This window comes from Polaribacter haliotis, from assembly GCF_014784055.1.
Lineage (GTDB): Bacteria > Bacteroidota > Bacteroidia > Flavobacteriales > Flavobacteriaceae > Polaribacter > Polaribacter haliotis.
In genome coordinates this window covers 1,181,618-1,199,335 of the sequence record NZ_CP061813.1, presented here as the reverse complement: position 1 = coordinate 1,199,335, position 17,718 = coordinate 1,181,618, and the positions used below count along the sequence as shown (strand labels likewise).

18 protein-coding genes and 1 tRNA gene are annotated in these 17,718 nt (G+C 29.0%); 10 read left to right on the top strand and 9 right to left on the bottom strand.

Annotated features, from left to right (window positions below; translation table 11 throughout):
• Positions 1 to 4: 4 nt before the first annotated feature.
• Complete coding sequence (locus tag H9I45_RS05005; RefSeq protein ID WP_088352966.1) at positions 5 to 1,246, top strand: enolase C-terminal domain-like protein; 1,242 nt, start codon at positions 5 to 7, stop codon at positions 1,244 to 1,246.
• 7 nt (positions 1,247 to 1,253) lie between these two features.
• Positions 1,254 to 2,582, top strand: a complete 1,329-nt coding sequence (locus H9I45_RS05000; protein ID WP_088352965.1) for an SGNH/GDSL hydrolase family protein — start codon at positions 1,254 to 1,256, stop codon at positions 2,580 to 2,582.
• Between the two features lie 69 nt (positions 2,583 to 2,651).
• On the opposite strand, the gene H9I45_RS04995 is transcribed toward H9I45_RS05000, so the two are convergent.
• A tRNA-Met gene (locus H9I45_RS04995) sits at positions 2,652 to 2,725 on the bottom strand.
• A 110-nt stretch (positions 2,726 to 2,835) separates the two neighbouring features.
• Here H9I45_RS04995 and H9I45_RS04990 point away from each other — a divergent pair.
• Both H9I45_RS04990 and H9I45_RS04985 read left to right on the top strand, forming a co-directional pair.
• Positions 2,836 to 3,219, top strand: a complete 384-nt coding sequence (locus H9I45_RS04990; RefSeq protein WP_088352964.1) for an START-like domain-containing protein — start codon at positions 2,836 to 2,838, stop codon at positions 3,217 to 3,219.
• Positions 3,220 to 3,316: 97 nt separating this feature from the next.
• Positions 3,317 to 4,150: an aminotransferase class IV gene (locus H9I45_RS04985; protein ID WP_088352963.1), complete on the top strand. Its 834-nt coding sequence runs from the start codon at positions 3,317 to 3,319 to the stop codon at positions 4,148 to 4,150.
• Between the two features lie 132 nt (positions 4,151 to 4,282).
• Here H9I45_RS04985 and H9I45_RS04980 read toward each other — a convergent pair whose 3' ends face one another.
• From H9I45_RS04980 to H9I45_RS04960, 5 genes are all read right to left on the bottom strand, one after another.
• Positions 4,283 to 4,840: a YqgE/AlgH family protein gene (locus H9I45_RS04980; RefSeq protein ID WP_088352962.1), complete on the bottom strand. Its 558-nt coding sequence runs from the start codon at positions 4,838 to 4,840 to the stop codon at positions 4,283 to 4,285.
• A 90-nt stretch (positions 4,841 to 4,930) separates the two neighbouring features.
• Complete coding sequence (locus tag H9I45_RS04975; protein WP_088324842.1) at positions 4,931 to 5,203, bottom strand: HU family DNA-binding protein; 273 nt, start codon at positions 5,201 to 5,203, stop codon at positions 4,931 to 4,933.
• 191 nt (positions 5,204 to 5,394) lie between these two features.
• Positions 5,395 to 6,342 (bottom strand): methionyl-tRNA formyltransferase, encoded by a 948-nt coding sequence (gene fmt, locus H9I45_RS04970; RefSeq protein WP_176397525.1) that lies wholly within the window; start codon positions 6,340 to 6,342, stop codon positions 5,395 to 5,397.
• Position 6,343: 1 nt separating this feature from the next.
• Positions 6,344 to 8,236, bottom strand: coding sequence for a RecQ family ATP-dependent DNA helicase (locus tag H9I45_RS04965; RefSeq protein WP_088352961.1), 1,893 nt, complete (start codon positions 8,234 to 8,236; stop codon positions 6,344 to 6,346).
• Complete coding sequence (locus H9I45_RS04960) at positions 8,233 to 8,775, bottom strand: AAA family ATPase (protein ID WP_088352960.1); 543 nt, start codon at positions 8,773 to 8,775, stop codon at positions 8,233 to 8,235. Before H9I45_RS04960 ends, H9I45_RS04965 begins: the two co-directional genes overlap by 4 nt.
• Before the next feature lie 96 nt (positions 8,776 to 8,871).
• On the opposite strand from H9I45_RS04960, the gene H9I45_RS04955 reads away from it, so the two are divergent.
• From H9I45_RS04955 to H9I45_RS04935, 5 genes are read left to right on the top strand one after another with little or no spacing between them, the layout of a single operon-like run.
• Entirely contained in the window at positions 8,872 to 9,153 is a 282-nt protein-coding gene (locus H9I45_RS04955; protein WP_088352959.1) for a DUF493 family protein, read from the top strand.
• A 10-nt stretch (positions 9,154 to 9,163) separates the two neighbouring features.
• Positions 9,164 to 10,801 carry a peptidylprolyl isomerase gene (locus H9I45_RS04950; RefSeq protein WP_088352958.1) on the top strand — a complete coding sequence of 546 codons (1,638 nt, stop codon included), beginning with the start codon at positions 9,164 to 9,166 and terminating at the stop codon, positions 10,799 to 10,801.
• Positions 10,801 to 11,646, top strand: coding sequence for a hypothetical protein (locus H9I45_RS04945; protein WP_088352957.1), 846 nt, complete (start codon positions 10,801 to 10,803; stop codon positions 11,644 to 11,646). Before H9I45_RS04950 ends, H9I45_RS04945 begins: the two co-directional genes overlap by 1 nt.
• Positions 11,612 to 12,997 (top strand): peptidylprolyl isomerase, encoded by a 1,386-nt coding sequence (locus tag H9I45_RS04940; protein WP_088352956.1) that lies wholly within the window; start codon positions 11,612 to 11,614, stop codon positions 12,995 to 12,997. Before H9I45_RS04945 ends, H9I45_RS04940 begins: the two co-directional genes overlap by 35 nt.
• The gene (locus H9I45_RS04935) at positions 12,997 to 13,950 is read left to right on the top strand and encodes an AAA family ATPase (protein ID WP_088352955.1); all 954 of its coding nucleotides are present in this window, start codon (positions 12,997 to 12,999) and stop codon (positions 13,948 to 13,950) included. Before H9I45_RS04940 ends, H9I45_RS04935 begins: the two co-directional genes overlap by 1 nt.
• Positions 13,951 to 14,020: 70 nt before the next feature.
• On the opposite strand, the gene H9I45_RS04930 is transcribed toward H9I45_RS04935, so the two are convergent.
• Genes H9I45_RS04930 through H9I45_RS04920 form a run of 3 tightly spaced genes read right to left on the bottom strand, consistent with a single transcriptional unit; the run spans position 14,021 to position 16,108 of the window.
• On the bottom strand, positions 14,021 to 14,575 hold the full coding sequence (locus H9I45_RS04930; protein WP_088352954.1) for an RsmD family RNA methyltransferase: 555 nt from the start codon (positions 14,573 to 14,575) through the stop codon (positions 14,021 to 14,023).
• Entirely contained in the window at positions 14,575 to 15,393 is an 819-nt protein-coding gene (locus H9I45_RS04925; protein ID WP_088352953.1) for a DUF3822 family protein, read from the bottom strand. The genes H9I45_RS04930 and H9I45_RS04925 overlap by 1 nt, the downstream gene beginning before the upstream one ends.
• Positions 15,377 to 16,108: a hypothetical protein gene (locus H9I45_RS04920; protein WP_088352952.1), complete on the bottom strand. Its 732-nt coding sequence runs from the start codon at positions 16,106 to 16,108 to the stop codon at positions 15,377 to 15,379. The genes H9I45_RS04925 and H9I45_RS04920 overlap by 17 nt, the downstream gene beginning before the upstream one ends.
• A gap of 102 nt (positions 16,109 to 16,210) precedes the next feature.
• Here H9I45_RS04920 and H9I45_RS04915 point away from each other — a divergent pair, with 102 nt between their 5' ends.
• Positions 16,211 to 17,635, top strand: a complete 1,425-nt coding sequence (locus H9I45_RS04915) for an ATP-dependent DNA helicase (RefSeq protein WP_088352951.1) — start codon at positions 16,211 to 16,213, stop codon at positions 17,633 to 17,635.
• Positions 17,636 to 17,718: the final 83 nt, after the last annotated feature.

Here is a 17,718-nt window from a genome sequence, read left to right as displayed (position 1 = left end):
AATAATGAATCAAACAGTAACAATTACAAAAGCATATTCTTCAGACAGTCAATTTAAACTGAAAGATGGTGCAGGTTCAGATGCCATTCATACCACACCAATTTATGCATATGCAGTTTGTAAATTACAAACCGATAGAAATATAGAAGGAATTGGACTCTCATTTACTTTAGGTGTGGGAAATAATTTGGTTTGTCAAGCGATTGATTATTTGGTAAGGCATGTTGAGGGTAAAGAAATTAACGAGCTAATGGCTAATTTCGGAAAAACTTACAAAGCAATGTCAGACGATCCTAATTTTAGATGGTTAGGTCCTCACAAAGGAGTGGTGCATTTAGCATTGGCTTCAGTAACCAATGCATGTTACGATCTTTGGGCAAAATCTAAGGGTTTACCATTATGGAAATTATTAATAGATTTACCTCCTAAAGACATTGTAAATACATTAGATCTCTCTTATTTAGAAGATGTTTTAACAAGAGAAGAAGCTTTAGAAATTCTAAATAAAGCATCAGAAACAAAAAAAAACAGAGAACAAATTCTTAAAACTGGTTATAAAGGTTACGATACTTCAATAGGTTGGTTTAGTTATAGTGATGATAAAGTAAAAGAAAATATCAGAAAAGCTATGGATGCTGGTTTTACAGCAATGAAACTAAAAGTGGGTTCTGCAGATATAAAAAGAGATATTAGAAGAGCACATTTGGTTAGAGAAGTTGCTGGAGATAAAGCAACAATTATGTTAGATGCCAACCAACAATGGAATTTACCCAAAGCTATAGAGATTTGTACTCAGTTAAAAGAAATAAATCCTTACTGGATTGAAGAACCTACACATCCAGATGATGTGGAAGCACACGTAAAATTGGCAAATAAATTAGCACCGATAAAGTTAGCACTCGGAGAGCATGTACCAAATAAAATCATATTCAAAAACTTTTTACAATCTGGCTGTATGAGCTTTAATCAAGTTGATGCTGTAAGAGTTGGAGGTATTTCGGAATTTATTACCATTAGTTTAATGTCTAAGAAATTTGGTGTTCCAGTAGTTCCTCATGTTGGAGATATGGGTCAAATTCATCAACATTTAGTATTATTCAACCATATTTCAATGGATCATGAAGCAATTTTTTTAGAGCATATACCACATTTACAACAGTATTTTAAAAACCCTGTAAATATAAAAGGTGGTTATTATCAAGTACCTCAAGAACCAGGAATGAGTGCAGATTTACTAAAATATTAATTGTTTTATGAGTGTTTTTTCTTCAATAAATATTATAATTAATTTAACGAAAAGTAAAATTGAAGTGATAAAATTTAAAAAAATCATTAATAATAAAATATTATTAGCACTCATTTTTTCTATGTGTGTTTTTACAATATTGGCACAAAAAGAAGTCGAAGTTGTTGTAAAAGACGAAAATAATATTTCTCAATTAAAGTTAAAAGCCTCTAATTACCATAATTTACGTGGAGGCATTCGAAATTCGTTTATCAAATTTAAACAACAAAAAAAAGGACGTGTCGCTTTTGTAGGAGGCTCAATAACGTATAATGGAGGTTGGCGAGATTCTATCTGTAATTATCTTACACAACGTTTTCCAGATACCAAATTCGAATTTATCGCAGCTGGTATCAGTTCAATGGGAAGTACTCCTGCAGCATTTCGATTAAATCGAGATGTTTTAAATAAAGGCTACATAGATTTATTATTCGAAGAAGCTGCAGTTAACGACGAGTTAAATGGACGAACTTCAGCAGAACAAATAAGAGCCATGGAAGGCATTGTAAGACATGTTCGAGAAGATAATCCTGCTGTAGATATTTTATTGATGCATTTTGTAAACCCTAGAAAAATGGAAGTTTACAGAAATGGAAAAACACCCATAGTAATACAAAATCATGAAAAAATAGCAATTCATTATAACATTCCTTCAATCAATTTAGCAAAAGAAGTAACTGAAAGAATCGATAATGAAGAATTCACTTGGAAAGAAGATTTTATAAATTTACATCCATCACCATTTGGACAAGGAATTTACTATAATTCTATTAAGCAATTTCTAGAAAACGCTTGGCAAAAAAATATTAATGTTCATGAAAAAATAACTTCATATAAATTACCAAACATTTTAATAAAAGGTAATTATAATAGTGGAAACTTATTTTCAACAAAAAAATATAGGAAACAAAAAGGTTGGAAATATATAGAGAATTGGAAACCTTCTGACGGAAAAGGAACTAGAGAAAATTATACAAATGTACCAATGTTGGTAAATGATGGTTTTGGAAAAATACTGAAGTTCAAATTTAAAGGAGATGCAGTAGGAATTGCAATTGCAGCAGGGCCAGATGCAGGAATAATTGGATGGAAAGTTGATGGAGGTCCTTGGATAAAACAAGACCTATTTACAAAATGGAGTGCTGGATTACACTTACCTTGGTATAAAACATTGGTAGCTGGTTTAGATGAAGGAAACCATACTTTAAAAATAAAAGTTTTAACAGAAAAAAATCCATCTAGTAAAGGAAACGCCTGTCGAATTCGGTATTTTTTTGTGAATGGAGATGAGAAGTGAATTTACTTTTAAAAATAACTTAAGACAAAAAAATGCACTTTTTAAAGTGCATTTTTTATTTAAAATCTGTAGCGAGAACGGGATTTGAACCCGTGACCTCAGGGTTATGAATCCTGCGCTCTAACCAACTGAGCTACCTCGCCTAATTTATTGAGGGTGCAAATATAATTGAATTTTATAGATAAGCAAGAGGTGTTTTTAATTTTTTTTAAATAGAATTAATACCTATCTTGTCAACCTAACAAAATCAATAATGGAAAAAGTAAAATTCGAATTGGAAATTCCTATTCATGCCTCGCCAAACATGCTGTATCAGTATGTATCTTCACCTTCTAATTTGCAAGAATGGTTTGCAGATAAAGTGAATTCTAGAGGAAAAATATTCAGTTTTATTTGGGATGGAGTAGAAGAAGAAGCAGAATTAATTACAAAAAAAACAGACGAAAGAATCCGTTGGAAATGGTTAGAAAGCGAAGATGATGAAAGTTTTTTCGAATTAAAGATTCAAGTAGATCCATTAACCAAAGATGTTTCTATAATTGTTACCGATTTTGCAGATGACGAAGATGAAGTAGAAGAAGCAAAACAACTCTGGGAAAATCAAATAGATGAATTAAGACATACTATAGGAGCTTAGTTAGCTTTTACAAATATATAAACCAGCAGAATTGCTGGTTTTTTTATGCAAAAAATCTTCTAAATTATAGTAGTTTTGCATCTGTAAAAAACTACCAATGATTAATTTTAACGGCGAATTACTTTTTAAAGAAAACGTACAGTTATCTACTGATAATAGAGGGTTTAAATATGGAGACGCAATTTTCGAAACCATTAAAATCGTAAACAAAAAAGTTGTTTTTTGGGAAGACCATTATTTTCGATTAATGGCTTCTATGAGAATGTTGCGAATGAAAATTCCTATGGAATTTACCTTAGAATTTTTAGAAAAAGAAATTTTAAAAACCGTAAAAGTACAAGATGAAGCGTTTTCCTTTAGAGCACGATTAAATGTATATAGAAAAGAGGGTGGTTTGTACACACCAAAAACTAATAAAATAGATTATATAATCGAAGTTTCTCCAAGCAATTACCAAACGAAAGAAACATATCAAATAGATGTTTTTAAAGATTTTTATAATTATTCTGGACTTTTATCAACAGTAAAAACCAATAACAGAATGGTAAATACCTTGGCAAGTATTTTTGCAGAAGAAAACGAATTAGATAATTGCATTTTACTAAACGAAAGAAAAGGAGTCGTAGAAGTTACGAACGGAAATATTTTCGTTGTTAAAGGAAATATTGTTAAAACACCTGCATTAACAGAGGGTTGCATTAAAGGAATTGCAAGAAGTAAAGTAATAGAAATCATTACAAATAATAAAGAATTTACTTTAGAAGAAACAGTAATTTCTCCATTTGAAATTCAAAAAGCAGACGAAGTTTTTATTACGAACGCAATTATGGGAGTTCAACCAATAACCAATTACAAAAAGAAATCTTTTACAACTGAGTTTGGAAAGAAACTGAATAATAATTTAAAAGTGTTACAAATAGCAGGAAATTAATTTCTTAAAATTTTTAGGGCGTTCTAGCGGGCTTTACACACTCGCTTTTTATTTGCCTTTGGGCAATAAAAGAGCTCAAACAAATGCTTCAATCCCTAACGCACTCTCTCAAAACAATAAAGAAAAAAACAATCAATTTAAATTAAAATCCTCAGGAGCATTTGCCCACAATTTGTAATTCCCTCCTTTTTGAAGGAGTTTATTTTTCCAAAGATTTTCTTCCTCTAATGTAAAAACGTTTTCAAAATCATTTTCGGAAACAAACCAAGAGTTTTCTTTAATTTCATTTTCTAATTGGCCTTCACTCCATCCAGTATAACCCAAGAAAAAACGAATATCACTTTCCTCTAACAAACCTTCGTTTAATAAGTTTTTAAGTTGTTTAAAATTACCTCCCCAGAAAATACCATTCGCAACTTCTAAACTATCTTCCAATAATTCCGGAATTTTATGAACGAAATATAAATTATCTTGTTCAACTGGTCCACCTTCATATACATTAAAATTACAACGAACGTCTGGTACTAAGTCATTAACAGTATATTCCAAAGGTTTATTTAAAATAAAACCTACTGTATTACTTTTAGTATGTTCTGCTAGCAAAATTATAGCTCTATTAAAAGAACTATCGTTTAAAATGGCAGGCTCAGCAACTAATAATTTACCCTTTTGTAGTTTTACTTTTTTCATCAATTATATTTGATATGTAAGATAGGAAAAATGTGGCAAAAAAAAAACTCTCTTAAAAAGAGAGTTTTATATTATTTGAAACTATAATAATTAGTTTACAGCATCGCTTAATCCAGCTCCAGCTTTAAATTTTGCTACATTTTTAGCAGCAATTTGGATAGTTTTTCCAGTTTGTGGGTTTCTTCCACTTCTTGCAGCTCTGTTAGATACTGAAAAAGTTCCGAATCCTACTAAAGCAACTTTTTCACCTTTTTTCAAAGAAGAAGTTACGTTACCTGTAAAAGACTCTAAAGCTGCTTTAGCTGCTACTTTAGAAATTCCTGCATCTGCAGCCATTGCATCGATTAAATCTGACTTGTTCATAATAAATTGATTTTTAAAATTAATTGAATAAAATATTTTTTCGCTTAAAAGCTTAACAAATATAGACGGATTGTGGGCTTACGCAAATTTGCCCCCTAAAAAAGTGCCTTTTTGTTAATAAAAGTATACAAATTGTTAATAAAGCAAGTGTTGAAATTCCAAAAACCCTAAAAACCTTACGAATAAAGGCTTTACATCATTTTTGCTTCTGAGCTAAAATGAAACCCATTTAGCAAACTTTTTGCATCCATTTTTTTCTTTCCAGAAAGTTTAATTTCGTCTATAATAATATATCCTTTATCTACAGCAACTTTCAACTGTTTTTTAGAACTTATTATTTTTCCAGACTCAAAATTATGGTTTTCTTCTTCTTCTTTTTGAATTCCATAAATCTTTGCAGAAATTTCTTCGTTATTATTATATATAATTGTCCAAGCAGCTGGAAATGGATTTAAACCACGAATTTTATTGTAAACATTGTCTAAGGAATCGTTCCAATCGATTCTACAATTTTCAGGATTTAATTTTGGAGCAGATTTTTCTTTTAAACCTGGTTGTTTTGTCGTTTTTACATTTCCTTCCTTTATTATGTCCACAGTTTTTGTAACCAAATCTGCACCTAAGAACATTAATTTGTCATGTAACGTTCCAACAGTTTCGTCTTTGGCAACTTCAATTTCTTGTTGTAATATAATTTCTCCAGTATCTATTTTATCATCAATAAAAAAGGTGGTAACCCCAGTTTTCGTTTCTCCATTTACAACTGCCCAATGTATTGGAGCTGCACCTCTGTATTCTGGCAATAAAGAAGCGTGCAAATTAAAAGTACCATATTCTGGCATTTGCCAAACCGATTTTGGCAACATTCTAAATGCAACTACAATTTGTAGATTGGCATTTAAATCTTTTAATTCTTGTGTAAACTCATCATTTTTAAGGTTTGTAGGTTGTAAAATGTTTAAACCTTGAGACTTCGCATATTTTTTAACTGCAGATTCATTTAGTTTCCTTCCTCTACCTGCAGGTTTGTCTGGAGCAGTAATAACCCCAACAATTGTATAATTTTTTTCAACTAAATTTTTAAGAATAGTCACTGCAAAATCTGGAGTTCCCATAAAAACGATGCGTATATCTCTCATGCTATTTATTTTGAAATTTATTTTGATGATTTAAAAATACCTTATCCAAAGCCAAAAGGTTTCGCAAATGTATTAAAATGTCTTTCTCATTACTATTTAAAGAATCGCTTATTTCTTTTGAAGTCAGCATTTTTTCAACCTTTAAAAGATTAATTATTTTTTCTGAAAGATCTTTTCGTTTAATTGTTTTTCTTTCTGACAAACAAACATCACAAACGTCACATTTTTCTGAGGTATGTTCATCGAAATAGGAGAGAAGTTGTATACTTCTACAAAGTTTGTCGTTCTTTATAAAACTGAGTAAATCTGTAGCTTTTTTACTTTTTTGAACTAGAAACTGTTTCATGTCTTTCGAAAAGCGATTAATTGTTATATCATCTTCTCTAGGAACTAGAAATAAAAGAGAAGAAGCTGCTTGCACAGAAACATATTCTACAAATTCTAGTTCTTGTAATTTTTTTAAATTTTCGATTACTTTTCTTGAAGTAATACTTGCTTTTTTAGCGATAAAGAACTCATCAATTTTTATTTCATTTTCGAAAAGTCCTCCATAAGTTCGTAACAAAACACCAATAAAATTCTTTAAATAAGTATTTTTTTCTCCAAGTTTTAAAATAGAAGAATGGTGTGTAGTAAATCTTAATGTAGATTTTTTGTTATAATTATCTGTTAGTTCTATAATACCGTAATTAGAAATTATTTTAAGAACAGCATCTGTTTTTAAAACAGAAAAATTATATTTTTTAGAAAATTCTAAAATATTAAAATCAAAAGCAGTTTCTAAAATTTCGCCATTTGAAATTCTAAAATATTGATATAATTTTTTATGAATTTCTTTAATTTCTTTAATTGTTGGAAGCGATTTTTTCAACTGCTCTTTAAACATTAAAATATCGTGCTCGTTATACAAAAGTACTGCGAACGATTTATTATTATCTCTACCAGCTCTACCAGTTTCTTGTACGTAATTTTCTATGCTAAAAGGCAAATTATAATGTATTACCAAACCAACATTTGGTTTGTCTATGCCCATTCCAAAAGCATTAGTAGCCACAATTATGGGTTTTTTTTCTGTCATCCAATTGTCAAAAGAAATTTGCTTTTCAATCTTAGATAAACCAGCGTGATAAAAACTACTTTTAAATCCGTTTGCGTTTAGGAAATTGGAGATTTCTTCTGTTTTTTTTCTAGAATTTACATAAACAATCGCTGGCGATTTTGTTTTAGTAAAAATTTGTAACAAGCGTTGTAATTTATCTTCAACCCTAAAAATTTGATAAGCTAGATTTTTTCTTGAAAAAGATTTTCGGAATATATTTACATTTTTTAGTTCTAAATTTTCTTCAATATCTTTTAGAACTTTTTTATTTGCAGTTGCAGTTAAGGCAATAAAAGGAACCTTAGTATTTATTTCTCTTAGAATTTTTATGTTTCTGTAAGAAGGTCTAAAATCGTGGCCCCATTCCGAAATACAATGTGCTTCGTCAATCGCAACCAAATTCAAATTTACTTCCTTTAATTTTTGCTGAATTAAGTGAGATTGCAATCTTTCAGGGGAAATGTAAAGAAATTTTACATTCCCAAATTTTATTGTGTCGAAAAGTGTAATTATTTCATCTGGGCTATTTCCAGAGGGAATTGTAACCGCCTTTATATCTAGCTTCTTAAGATTTTCTATTTGATCTTGCATTAAAGCAATTAATGGAGAAATTACTAAACAAGTACCTTCTATTGCTAAGGCAGGAACTTGAAAACACAAAGATTTTCCACCACCAGTTGGTAATAAAGTAATTACATCTTTTTTTTCTAGAACTGCTGTAATTATTTCTTTTTGAGGTGTTCTAAATTCCGAAAAACCCCAATATTGGGCGAGTATTTTTTCAGGAGACATCATAAATCGCAAGAAAGCGAATTTAAAATGAAATTTGTTCTTTCTTCAATAGTTCCAAAAGGAACATTTATAATTTTGTAACCCAATTCTTTGTAGGCATCTACTAAAAATTTATCTATGATTACAGATTGCTCGAAAGTTTCGTAACGTTCGTTATCAGTGGTGTGAATTTCATCCCAAGGAGAAAAATGAAAAATGCAGTCGTATTTATATTTTTTACTTTTTTCTAAGAAAACAGGTGGATACGAAGTTTTAAAATAATTCATGTATGCATGCACATCTGGAATTCCTCTATCAAAAAAAACAAGTTCGTGTTTTGTTTTATAAGCAGTTTTGTACTGTTCTTCCCTTCCTTCTAGTAACATAGTACTAAAAAGTAGTGGTTCTGTTAAAAAAAGCTGATCTACACCCTGTTCCTTTGCTTTTAGAATAACTTCTCTAGAAACTTCTTCCATGCAAAAAAAGTCTCTGGAAATAAGGTTGTTAAGAACAGTTGTTTTGCCAGTTCCAGGGCCTCCAATAAGCACAATTTTTTTCTGCATTTTACAAAAATAAATCATTCCCTTTATAAAACTAATTTTTAATGTAATTTTGTGGCTTGCTATTTGTAAATAGTTTAATAAATTTTTAAGAAAATTATGAGTGAAAAAAGCGAATTTTATAGCAAATTAAAAGTTCAATTAGATGATACTACAAGCTTTCCTGCAGATTACTTGTATAAATTTATTGTGCCTACTACTAAAAATCAGGTTACTGAAGTAGAAGATATTTTTGATAATAGAGGAGCAGTAATTACTACGAAAAAATCGAAAACTGGGAAATACGTAAGTGTTTCTATTATCTTAAAAGTAGCAAATTCAGACGAAGTAATTTCGTTTTACAAAAAAGCAGAAAAAATAGAAGGAATTATATCTTTATAATGTTATTATTATGAAAAACAGTGTTTTATCAATTATTTTTTTATTGTTAACCTTAACAACTTTAGGACAAGATAAGTCAAAAACTTTATTAACTATAGATGGAGAAAAAATAACAATCGAAGACTTTAAACGTGTTTACGAAAAGAATTTAGATGCCATAGATAATGAAGAATCTAAAGATGTTACTAAAAATCTAGAGCTTTTTATCAATTATAAATTAAAAGTAAAAGAAGCTTATCAAATAAAATTAGATACGTTACCATCTTATAAAAGAGAAATAGAAACGTATAGAAACCAGCTTTCTGCACCTTATTTACAAGACACTACTTTTATCGAAGATTTGGTAAAAGAATTATATGTAAGAACTAAAAATGAGGTTAAAGCGAAGCATATTTTGGTAAGAATCCCAAAAGATGCGACTCCAAAAGATACTCTAATAGCTTATCAAAAAATAACAGATATTAGAAATAGAATTATTAATGGCGAAGATTTTGAAGAAGTTGCTTTTGTAGCATCTGAAGACAACTCAGCCAAAGACGACCCTAAATCTGGTAGAAAAGGAAACAAAGGAAATTTGGGGTATTTTTCTGCTTTTGATATGGTTTCAGAATTCGAAGACAGTGCTTATAAAACGAAAGTTGGTGAAGTTTCAGAACCATTTAGAACACAATTTGGGTATCATATTTTAAAAGTAGATGCAAAAAGACCATCATTAGGAGAAATACAAGTTGCACATATTTTAGTATCTGATACAACAGCAATTGGTAAAAAGAAAATTGACGAATTGTATGCAAAACTTCAAAATAACGGAAATTTCGAAGAATTAGTGAAACAATATTCAGATGATGGAAATACAAAACAGAGTGGAGGGAAATTAAGGAAGTTTCGAAAAGGAAAGATGTTAAAACCTATAGAAGATGCTGGGTTTTCGCTTAAAAATGTTGGAGAATATGCAGTACCTGTAAAAACTCGTTTTGGTTGGCACATTATAAAATTAGTTGGAAAGTATCCAGTAAAACCATTTAATGAATTGAAAAACGAACTTACAAATAAAATTAAAAGAAGTTCTAGAATGCAATTATCGGAAATTGCTGTTATCAATAAATTAAAAGCAACATATTCGATTAAAGAAAATGAAGAAGCAAAGAAAATATTGGATAGAAAAAACATAAGAGCAATTCCGAAAGATTCTTTACAAAATGTTATTTTAAAAATTAACGATAAAGAACTTACCCAAGAATCTTTTATCAATTTTATTCGAAATAGAAGGCATAAACCTGTGTATTTGCTCTTTGATATGTTTAAAAATGACGAAATTTTATCTTATTATAAAGAGAATTTGGTAAATACAGAGCCAGAATATGCATATACTTTAAAAGAATATGAAGATGGTTTATTATTGTTTGAATTAATGCAACAAAAAATTTGGAATGCTTCTTCTAAAGATACTTTAGGATTAAAAAATTATTTCGAAGCCAATAGAAATAAATATCCATCTAAAGAATTGAAAAATAATAAAGGAGAGGTAATGAATGATTACCAAAACTTTTTAGAAAAAAATTGGATTGCAGATTTAAGAAAGAAGAGTAAAATTAATATAAAGAAAAGGGAGTTAAAAAAACTAATTAAATTTTACGAGAAAAAATAATGAGATTTTTACTAATTGTTTTTTGTGTATTTGCGTTTATTTCTTGCGATTATTTTGGCGTGAAAGAAAAGGAAACTTCTTCTTCGGAAATCGTTGCCATTGTAAATACAGATAAGCTATTTAGAGAAGATTTAAAAAACATTTTACCAACAAATATTTCTAAAGAAGACAGTTTGGTGTTGGTACAAAGCTATATCCAAGATTGGGCAATTAAAAAACTGCTTTTAAAAAAAGCAGTAAACAATAGTTCGCTAGAAAACTTAAAGGAAATTGATGTTTTAGTAAACGATTATAAGGAAAGTTTGTTGATAAATAATTATAAATCAGAAATTATAAATCAAAAATTAGATACTATTATATCTGATGAAGAAGTGGAGAGCTATTATAATTTAAACAAAGAAAACTTTAAGTTAAATGAAGAGTTGATAAAAGCCAAATATTTAACTTTTGATAAAGATTTAAAGAACAAAGAAGAAATTATAAAACTCTTTCAATCAAATGAAATTGAAGACCAAGAGGAATTAGAAAGAAAGCAATTAAGTTTTAAAATTTACAGTTTAAATGACTCAGTTTGGACAGAAGTAGATAAGATTTTGTTAAAAGTGCCTTTTTCTAAAGAAAATCTGTTAAAAAAAACAAAATTCACTCAAAAACAAGATTCATTAGGTTTATATTTGGTGGCTATAAAAGATGTTTTACTTAGAAACGAAATAGCACCATTAAGTTATATAGAATCTAAAATAAAACAAATGATTTTGCACAAGCGTAAAATCGAATTAATTAGAGATATTGAAAAAATAATAGTAAAAGATGCCACACAAAACAACAATTTTAAAATATATTAAATTCTTACCAATTATAGCTTTTCTTTTAATAAGCTCACAAACGTTACACGCACAGAAAGTGAAAATAGATGGTGTAGCAGTTGTTGTTGGTAAAAATATTGTTTTAGATTCCGACATTGCCAAATTTAAACAAGAAGTAGAACTTAGAAGCGAAGGAAAAATTACATTTACAGATTGTGAAATGTTAGAGGAGTTGATGCAGCAAAAGCTATTATCTCATCATGCAGTAATTGATAGTGTTACAGTTTCAGATGCAGAAGTAAATGCAAAAGTAGATAGAAGTATACAATATTTTACACAGCAACTTGGATCCATAGATAAAGTTATAAAATCTTATGGTTTTAATGATTTAGATGATTTAAAAGGAGAATTATACAACGTACAAAAAGAGAATGCATTAATAGAAAAAGAACAATTAAATATAACAGAAAAAGTAGATGTAACTCCAGAAGAAGTTCGTTTGTATTATAATGGCTTAAAAGATGCTGGAGAATTACCAGAATTTACAGCAGAGATAGAATTGGCTCAAATTGTATTAAATGCGGAACCAACGAAAGAAGAAGTAGATAGAGTTATTGCATCGTTAAATGCAATTAAAAAAGAAATACAAGATGGCGCAAGTTTTAAAATGAAAGCCGTTATTAATTCTGAAGACCCTGGAGTTGTACAAAATGGAGGTAGATACCCAATCACAAAAGAATCTAACTTTATTAAAGAATTTAAAGAAATGGCATTTAGTTTAGAAGTTGGCGAAATTTCGGAGCCTTTTAAATCTAATTTTGGTTATCACTTAATGCAATTACACGAAATTAAAGGAAATACTAGAGTTGCTTCACATATTTTAATGAAACCTTTAATACCAGATAGTAAGTTAAAAGAAACTCAAGATAAATTAGAAGAAATTAAGCAAGAGATTAAAGATGGTAAAATTAGTTTCGAAGATGCTGTTAAAAAATATTCCGAAGACAAAGATTCTAAAAATAATGGAGGTCTTATTTTAAATCCATATACAGGAGAATCTAAATTCGATTTAACAAGAATGGATCCTGCATTTTATGCAAGAGTTAACGATTTAAAAACAGGAGAAATTACCGATGTTTTTTATGATGAGTCTGGAAATGGAGAAAAAATGTATAAGTTTATCTTAATGAAAGAAAGAACAGATACGCATACTGCAGATATTGTAAATGATTATGTAAAAATACAAGATTTAGCTTTAAAGAAAAAGAAGGAAGAAATTATAGAGAAATGGTCTAAAGATAAAATTAAAGATACTTATATTAAAATTTCGGAAGATCATGCTAAATGTAAGTTTAAAAAGAATTGGAAAAAAGAAATAAATAATAAGTAATGTCAGACGTGCAAGCAGTTAAGAATTTAGTTGGTAAATATGAACAACTACAATCTGAAATTGGAAAAGTAATTATTGGACAGCAAGAAGCAGTAAATTTTACTTTGTTATCTGTTTTTTGTGGTGGACATTCTTTATTAATTGGTGTTCCAGGATTGGCAAAAACATTATTGGTAAATACGGTTTCAGATGCATTAGGTTTAAATTTTAAGAGAATTCAGTTTACACCAGATTTAATGCCTTCAGATATTTTAGGAAGTGAAATTTTAGATGAAAACAGACAGTTTAAATTTATAAAAGGCCCTATTTTTTCTAATATTATCTTAGCAGACGAAATTAATAGAACACCACCAAAAACCCAAGCAGCTTTATTAGAAGCAATGCAAGAGCGTTCTGTAACAATTTCTGGAAATCATTATAAATTAGAATTGCCTTTTTTTGTATTGGCAACTCAAAACCCAATTGAGCAAGAAGGAACATATCCTTTACCTGAAGCGCAGTTAGATAGGTTTATGTTTTCTATTAATTTAGAATACCCAACTTTTAATGAAGAAGTACAAGTTGTAAAAAATACAACCTCAAGTTTTAAAAATAAAATAAATTCTATTTTCTCTGGAGCAGAAATTGTAGAAATTCAGAATTTAATTCGTAAAATACCGGTTGCAGATAATGTAATAGAATATGCAGTTCGTTTGGTTGGTAAAACAAGACCAAAATCTCCAGAAGCTACAGAATTAGTGAAATCTTATTTAGATTGGGGTGCAGGACCAAGAGCTTCACAAAATTTAATTTTGGCAGCCAAAGCTCATGCAGCAGTTCATGGTAAGTTTTCTCCAGATATAGAAGATGTAAAAGCGGTTGCGATTCCTATTTTATCTCATAGAATTGTAAAGAATTATAAAGCGGAAGCAGAAGGGGTAACCATTCAAAAAATTATAAATTCGTTATTATAAAAACGAATTATTACATAATAAAAAAAAAATACGGCTTTGTCCGTATTTTTTTTTTGCTTTAAAATTTAATTTATTCTTCTTCCGTTGTTTCATTTTCGAAGAAACTAAACACGTTTCCTCCATAACGTTTATCGTAACTATGTCTTTCGTGCTTAGATAAATCTGTATGTTTAGAATGTTCTACAATTAAAATTCCATCTTTATTTAGCATTTCTTTTTCGAAAACTAAATTCACAATTTTTAAAAATTGTTCTTCTTCGAAATCATAAGGTGGGTCTGCGAAAATTACATCTGCCTTTAAAGAAGTTTTTTCTAAAAACTTATAAACGTCACTTTTTAACGTGTTAATGTCTAAATCAAGAGCTTTAGAGGTTTCGTTAATATATTTTATACATCCAAAATGTGCATCTACAGCATAAATAGTTTTGGTTCCTCGAGAAGCAAATTCGTAGCTAATATTTCCTGTTCCTGCGAATAAATCGATTACAGAAATACCGTCGAAATAATAAGTATTGTTTAAAATATTAAACAAAGATTCTTTGGCCATGTCTGTTGTGGGTCTAACAGGTAAGTTTTTAGGCGCAGATAAACGTCTTGATTTTAATTTTCCAGAAATAATTCTCATTAGCCTAATAGTATAAAATTCGTGTGTGTTTCTAAATTTAATTCTTTAAAAATAGGGTTTTTACTTCCTAAGAAGTTCAAATTTTTAATGTAAGTGTAGGTTATTTTGTATAATTCCGAATTAAAAATTATATCTCCCATTAAATATAAAGGAAATTCGTTAGTGTCTAATTGTAATTGTTCTGCTACAAAAAGAATATAATATAAAAAATCTTCTTTAGAAGTATATGCAAACGAATTGTATAATACTAGTTTTTTATTTTCCAAAACTACAATGTCGAATGTTGTTTTAGAAACATTTACATACATAGTTTTTGACTCGTTTTTGTTTCGTAGAATTAGTTTATCTATAAGAACAGAGCTATGATGTTTATAATCGAACTCCCCAAAATTGTTAAATAAATAATTGTTAATATTTACATAAGGTACATAAACATTTTTTGCATCTATAGAAGAAATTTCATCAAATGTTATAAAATCAGTTGAGAGCGTTTTTATATTAAAATTTAAATAAGAACTTAACTTATCTTCATTAAAATATTGGTTGGGTACTAAAGCAGAAAGGTTATTTTGATGAATTACGATTACAGTAGAAAAATCTTGCTGTAAATGAGTGTCATTTTTAAAAATATCATCAATTTTTAATAATAAATTTTCTGGAGTTGCTTGTGTTTCTTTAAAAGTGTAAGCACAAAAGTAAATATCCTTTTTAGATATACTATCTTGGATAGAAAAAGAAAATCCATCCAAATTAAATTGGATGGATAATTTATTATCTTTTGTGTTTTTCAAAATAGGAGTACTATTCTTTTTTCTCACCTTTTTTATCGTAATAAGTAGGCCAGTTACCTCCTGTAGTTACTTCATCTAAAGAACCTACAGAAATATATTCACCTTTAATTTGATCAGTAGCAATTGCTTCTAATTCTTGTTTAATTAAAGATTCGTTCATTCCTTTTAAAAGATCTGCCTTAGGTGTTTTTGCTAAGAAAGTAGGTACTACTAAACCAGGTACTTTTTCTACGGTTCCAACTTCTAATTCAAACTCTTTTCCTTCAAGACCAGGAACTTTAAACATATTTTTATAATCTTTACCTTTAAAGTACTTTAAAACTGGTTCGTAACCAATTGTGTCTGTAACTCTTTTTTCTACATCTACAATAATACCACCACCTCTATTTTCTTTTACCACCTCAGTTCTTGTATTTGTTAATGCTAATTTAGCAGTATCTACAAAACTAATAAGAGCAGTTTTATTTTTTGTGTAACTTCCAGTTGCTTCGTAATGTTTTACTTGAGCATCTCTAATTATTTTAAGATTTTCTACAACTTTAGCATATTTTTTTACTTTACCCTTGTTAAAATTAATGGGTTCCATAATTCCATTATAAATTTGTGACCCTATAAATATTGCTAAAAATAGCAATAATAAAGAAGCTAACCAACGTAACTTTAAAGGTAAAAACTTAACTATAACTATAGCTAAAAGCACAGCTACTAATACTGCTGCTAAAATCATTCCAATTAATCCCATTTTAATATTTTTTTAATAGTCTTATCGCAAATCTACAATTTTTTTTTAATGATAAAAACTTTTATTTACAAATCGATGTATCTTTGATGTTTTAAATGCTATATGATAGAGAAACCTAGTGAATTTAATAAAGAACTTATTCTAAAATTTCCACATGAGCCTACTTTTAAGCAAGAGAAATTATTAAGACTTTTAAGCGACTTTATTTTTAATGAAGATAAAGATGCCCTATTTCTATTAAAAGGATATGCAGGAACAGGAAAAACTACTACAATAAGTACTTTTGTAAATTGTTTGTCGTCTGCAGGTAAAAAAGCGGTTTTATTAGCACCAACAGGAAGAGCTGCAAAAGTAATTGCCTTATATTCGAAAAGACCTGCGTTTACAATTCATAAAAAAATATATTTCCCAAAAAAGCAATCTAATGGTTCTGTAGATTTTGTTTTACAAATTAATAAGCACACAAATACTATTTTTATTGTAGATGAAGCCTCTATGATTCCAGATGGGAAACAGAATCAGAATTTGTTCGATTCGAAATCTTTATTAAACGATTTAATCTCTTATGTATATTCTGGTAAAAATTGTAAACTTATTTTTATCGGAGATACAGCACAGCTTCCACCAGTTAAATTAGATGTTAGCCCTGCTTTGGAGTTAGATACACTAACGTACGATTATCAAAAAAATGTAGAAGAAATAGAGTTAGACGAAGTAATGCGTCAACATGAAAACTCAGGAATTTTAGCCAATGCAACTAGTTTAAGGCTTTTATTACAAAATGAAGGAGATTCTTTTCAATTTGATGTGAATTTTCCAGACATAAAAAGATTGGAAGATGGTTATGATATTGAGGATGCTATTGTTAATGCTTACGAAAACGAAGGTGTAGAAGATACTGCATTTATAGTGCGTTCAAACAAAAGAGCCAATCAATACAACCAACAAATACGTTATAATATTAGAGGGCAAGAAAATGAAATTTCTGCTGGAGATTATATTATGATTGTAAAAAATAATTATTATTGGTTAGATGAATCGTCGAAAGCTGGTTTTATTGCAAATGGAGATATTTGCAGAGTTTTAAAAATCTTTTCTATCAAAGAGCTATATGGTTTTAAGTTTGCAGAAGTAGAAATAAAAATGATTGACTATCCTGACATGCAACCTTTCGAAACTGTGTTGCTTTTAGATACACTAACCAGTGAAAGTCCGTCTCTAAAATACGAAGAATCTAATAAGCTTTATGAAGCTGTAAAAGAAGATTACGCACATGAAAAATCGAAATACAAACAATTTTTAGCCATTAAAAAGAACAAATACTTCAACGCTTTACAAGTAAAATTCTCCTATGCTATGACTTGTCACAAATCTCAAGGTGGACAATGGAAAACCGTTTTTATAGAGCAGCCTTATTTACCAGATGGTGTTTCTAAAGAATATTTTAGATGGTTATACACTGCCATGACAAGGGCACAAGAAAAATTGTATTTAATTGGTTTTAAGGATGATTTTTTTATTGAATAGGGTTTAGGTTTCTGGGTATAAAGGTTCAAAATTTTCTCGCAAAGTCTCAAATTTAAAAAGGTTTGGGTTTTTAAAGTCGAAAA